Source organism: Methanosarcina sp. A14 (assembly GCF_001729375.1).
Lineage (GTDB): Archaea > Halobacteriota > Methanosarcinia > Methanosarcinales > Methanosarcinaceae > Methanosarcina > Methanosarcina barkeri.
The window spans coordinates 1-4548 of sequence record NZ_LZPK01000327.1 but is presented as its reverse complement, the minus strand read 5'-3'; the positions used below and the strand labels follow the sequence as shown (position 1 = coordinate 4548).

Here is a 4548-nt window from a genome sequence, read left to right as displayed (position 1 = left end):
CAAAAGTCTTATTAATAATAAATTGATATTAAATATTAAAAAACGTGCTGTTTAAAATTTATATATATTTAAAAATTTTTTGTCAAAGTTAAATATTAAATTTAAATAAAAATAATTTAAAAATGTTTTGTATTTTAATTAATATATTAGATTTAAACAGAGGAGTTTCTTGTGAAAATTAATAACTATGTAAACAACATAAAGCTCGTGAAATTAAAAAGAACAAAACTTGTTCTCGGGTTTCTGTCGGTGTTTCTTTTGCTTGGTCTATTTATTTCTCCGTCAGCAGCTAAGACTGACTGGAAGATCTCTCCCTCCAATCCTACTGTGGGAGATACTCTGAAAATTAAAGGTACGGCTTCTCCGGGAGAGGACCTCATAGCTCAAGTTTCTTTTGAAAAGGAACTCCCGGTTACCGAGGGCAGATACCATTATTTGCTTGAAAAAATAAAGATACCTAGAGGTGAAGATAACCTCCTTACACTCAAAGGTGAAGGAGTAGAAAACCTTAATGTAAGCGTAACAAAACTATTCTTTACCAAAAAACTGTCTTCCGATGCACCCAGAGGAATTGCAACTGTTTCTCGGAGAAATGTTCCGCCTCTGACTTACAAAGTTCTTATTGACGGCGACGCTCTGAGTACCCCAAGTAAAGATTCTTCTGTAAAACTTACAGTTACGGCATCTCAGACCCTAAAAACCAGTTCAAAAGGGAAATTCAACTTTAATTACCACACTTCTTCAATGCCGGCGGGCAAATACACCATATATATAGGAGATTCGAAAAAGACAATTGAGCTGAAGCCTGGAAAGAATAAATGGCACTTCTGAAATTCAATTTCATGAAGAGCACTATTGAGAGTTATATTTGCCAATATAAGCCCCGAGATACTATAAACATACAATAGTATGAATAAAATAAACAGAAAGAATAAGCAGAAAATGCACATGGAATTTTTCTAATTACAGACATAAAGAAATGAAAATAATTGAAAGAACTTTCATTGATAAACTCTTATTGATTAAAAATGAATCAAAGTTGCTCTGGTGCACCCCGCGGCAAGCAACTGGGTATGTTCGCGCCCTCACTCTGGTTATAATGATTTATTGAAAATCGGTTATTTTCATTTGGTAACGTGCTATTTTTCTTACCGTTTTTCCTGCTTTTCAACATAGCTTTTGATTAAATAGAATTTGCATTCACATAACCTGTCATGTTATCTCCAGCAGCATTGTCTTTTCCTTTGAAGATCCAGACCAACTCCCACAATTCTTCATAAAAGATTATATTACTTAAAACCATCTTAAAATAACTAAGAAACATACCTGAGTTTAAGATGTGATAGTATGGAAAGTTTATCTACAGGGATTGAAAGGTTGGATATGCTAATGGATGGAGGCTTTCCTAAAGGGAAAAGCATTCTGGTTACGGGTCCTCCAGGCTCTGGAAAAACTATCCTCGGGATTCATTTCCTGCACAGGAGTTGCGAGCAAGGCAAGAAATGCATATTAATTCTTACAAGAGAGCTTACGGAAGACATCCTCAGCCAATCCCGAAGCATCCACCTTGACCTCAAGCCTTTCGTTGAAAGTAAACATCTCAGTATAAAGAATATCTTTGAAGATAAAATGAACAAAATCAAAAGCGCTTCTAAATTTGGAAAAGGGCTATGTGCTGTGGATACTGATATAATCGAGTATCTCAGCTCCATGTCTTCGGAAGTTGATGTTATAGTCATCGACAATATAGGGGTAATGGCCATAAACCATGACATAAGAGAATTTGCTGATGAATTCAGTTCGATAAGCATTATACTTCTAAAAAAAGGGTGCACAAGCCTTTTTGTCATGGATGAGGACTCCTATAACCTTACCCACAGGCTTACTGGCTACATGGTTTTCGGGCTAATCCGGCTCACTTCACAGGAGAATTTCAACTACGGAAAGACAAAGAAATATCTTTACGTTGAGAAAATGCGAGATAAGGCTGTTCCGGTCAAGTATTCTCTATTTGATATTACCCCAGAAGGAATCAAAATTATTACAGGCATGAATGACCTATTGGAAGCATGAATGACTCATTGGAGGGGTGAATGACTTATTGGAAGCATGAATGACTCATTGGAGGGGTGAAGGATCTATTAGAAACATGAAGGATCTTACAGGCATGAACGAGCTATTGGAAGCATGAAGGGTATATTAGAAACATGAAGGGTATATTAGAAACATGAAGGACCTAGTAGAAGTACAAGTAGTCTATCAATAGTAGAAAATCTAAATACTGAAAATATGAGATGACAACTTTCGGGTTATGGTCATTCCCTTAACCTTAAATTTACGGAAAAACTGATCTCAGGTCTTTGGTGAAAACGGAATTTCATTCTGCCTTTATAAGGAATTCACAACAATTATTCCTGTTCCCTATAGTCTTCAGTGCCTCTACACTGAAGTCAGAGTCCACTTTCAAAGTTATATCCGAAAAAATTTTTCGGGTCAGGGTGCATAAAATAGGATTTTTACGGGCTTCTTCTCCTTTCCAGGGGCACTTTGTTCCCCTGACTATCCACGAACTTTCTTTTTCACCCTTTTCAGAGGAAAAGCTTCCACCCAGCTGATTCATTATCTCGGCACAGACCTTTCCTGCATAAGCGAAGTCCAGTTCTCTGTTTTCAAGGTGATATGTGTCGAGCAGCATTTTTTCGACCATGCCTGTCATCTGGTTAATTATGATCCTCTTCTCCTCATTGGAAACAAACCTTAGCAAAGTGGGAATAATTGCAGTAAGGATACTCTGTACCTGGTTTTTTATCTCAAGGCTGTTGCGGTCAGCTACCAGCCGGTCATGCATGCATTTTATTCTGAGTAAGGATTTTACTCGGGTCTTAAGCTCAAGCCTATTAATAGGTTTCGTAAGGAAATCATCAGCTCCGGCTTCAATCCCTGTTATTCGGTCTTTAATATCAGAAAGAGCAGTGAGCATCAAAACCGGGATGAATTGAGTTTCGGGGTTGTTTTTGACAATTTTGCATACCTCATAGCCGCTTACTTCAGGCATCATAACATCCAGTAAGATCATATCGAGCTTTTCTTCCTTTAGTTTCTGGATAGCCTCCTTTCCACTGCTGGCAGTAATAAGGGCATAGGTCTCCACTGAAAGGTAAGCCTCTATAAGCTCTATGTTCTCAGGCACATCATCGACGATCAGGATTTTAGGTTTGATATTTTCATTCTGCAAGGTTTCATCCCCTGGATTCACGAATTACAATCCCTTCAGACGTGATTTCAAAAATAAACATCTCAGGGGAAATGGGGGTGCTGCGCATCTTGGGTATGCTCAGGTAGCGCTCCATTTTTCCAAGATACGAGTTTTCCCTTACTAACAGGTGAATAGACCCATAGACCGAGTATTCAGCAAGCTGGTAAGTCATCTTGTGTGCGGAATCATCCATGATTAAAAGAGCTGTACAGCCTTTTTTCCTTACCATGTAGTTTAGCGCATCAAACTGGTCTCTGAGCTTTTTTATGGAAATCCTGAGAGCAAAGGTACCTATGTTATCAATAACGAGGCATTCCGTTCCTTCATGTATTAATTCTATCAGACTCGGGATTTCGAGATTCAGGCTTTCAGGCTTAAACCCGTATCTGGTCTGTCTTATTATTTCCGAACGGCTTTCAAAGATATTTTGTATAATAAGCTGTCCGTTCTCATAGTAAGGTGTGAGGTCGCGTCCTAACATGCTTGCCTGATAGAGAATATCTTCAGGACTTTCCTCAGTTGCGACAATCACACATTTCCTGCCTTCAAGACAGTTTTTATAAATGAAATGAATTCCAAAGATTGTTTTCCCGCTTCCTGCTATACCGGTTATAAGGGTTACTTTATTTGCAGGATAACCCCCACTCAGCTTCCTGTCCAGCTCCTCTATGCCTGTTGAAACCCTTTCCATTTTTGCAAATCCTCACTCTTTCTGTACTTTACCCTTATAGCTTCCCGGACTGTGAATTAATATCAGACTATTAACTTGAAGGCTTAGAACAGTCTCTAAATGACCCTGAGATTTAGAAGCTGTTTATATTAAAGAAACGTTTATTATTTTTCATTAGTTATACAGTAATTTCATGAGAATTATATACGTTTCATAAGAATTATATACGTTTCATAAGAATTATTTAATCTATTTTTTTGACTCAGTTTGTACTGCTAATTCTGTCGTACTTACTATATATTTTTATTCACTCTTCTGTCATCCTCATTTAATTTGAACATTTTGTACTAAATTTTCAGGATGATCGTTTCCAGACAGGATATTTTAAGTTCAAATCCTACTCATGACCTATTCATCTCGATCTATATTCCTTACGGCCTTAATTTTGAGAGAAAAGTTTAATATAGATAGCTTCTATCAATAGTGCTGCATCAAGGGCTCGTAGGGTAGCCAGGATATCCTAATGGGCTTCGAAGTAATATAATTACGAAGATACCCATTGACCCGTGTTCGAATCGCGGCGGGCCCGCTTACTTACGTTATCTGTCTTATACTGTCTTAT

The 4548-nt window shown here is 37.7% G+C and carries 4 protein-coding genes and 1 tRNA gene; 3 read left to right on the top strand and 2 right to left on the bottom strand.

Annotation, left to right across the window (positions count from 1 at the left end; genetic code table 11):
• Positions 1 to 171: 171 nt before the first annotated feature.
• Both A9239_RS14100 and A9239_RS14095 read left to right on the top strand, forming a co-directional pair.
• Positions 172 to 831: a hypothetical protein gene (locus A9239_RS14100; protein WP_052712858.1), complete on the top strand. Its 660-nt coding sequence runs from the start codon at positions 172 to 174 to the stop codon at positions 829 to 831.
• A 516-nt stretch (positions 832 to 1347) separates the two neighbouring features.
• Positions 1348 to 2073, top strand: coding sequence for an RAD55 family ATPase (locus A9239_RS14095; protein WP_048116781.1), 726 nt, complete (start codon positions 1348 to 1350; stop codon positions 2071 to 2073).
• 304 nt (positions 2074 to 2377) lie between these two features.
• On the opposite strand, the gene A9239_RS14090 is transcribed toward A9239_RS14095, so the two are convergent.
• Together A9239_RS14090 and A9239_RS14085 are read right to left on the bottom strand one after the other, a co-directional pair.
• Entirely contained in the window at positions 2378 to 3235 is an 858-nt protein-coding gene (locus A9239_RS14090) for a methanogen output domain 1-containing protein (RefSeq protein WP_048122717.1), read from the bottom strand.
• 4 nt (positions 3236 to 3239) lie between these two features.
• Positions 3240 to 3947, bottom strand: a complete 708-nt coding sequence (locus A9239_RS14085) for an ATPase domain-containing protein (protein WP_048116784.1) — start codon at positions 3945 to 3947, stop codon at positions 3240 to 3242.
• Between the two features lie 474 nt (positions 3948 to 4421).
• Between A9239_RS14085 and A9239_RS14080 the strand changes: the two genes are divergently transcribed.
• Positions 4422 to 4515: transfer RNA gene (locus tag A9239_RS14080), tRNA-Arg, on the top strand.
• The last annotated feature ends 33 nt before the right edge of the window (positions 4516 to 4548 follow it).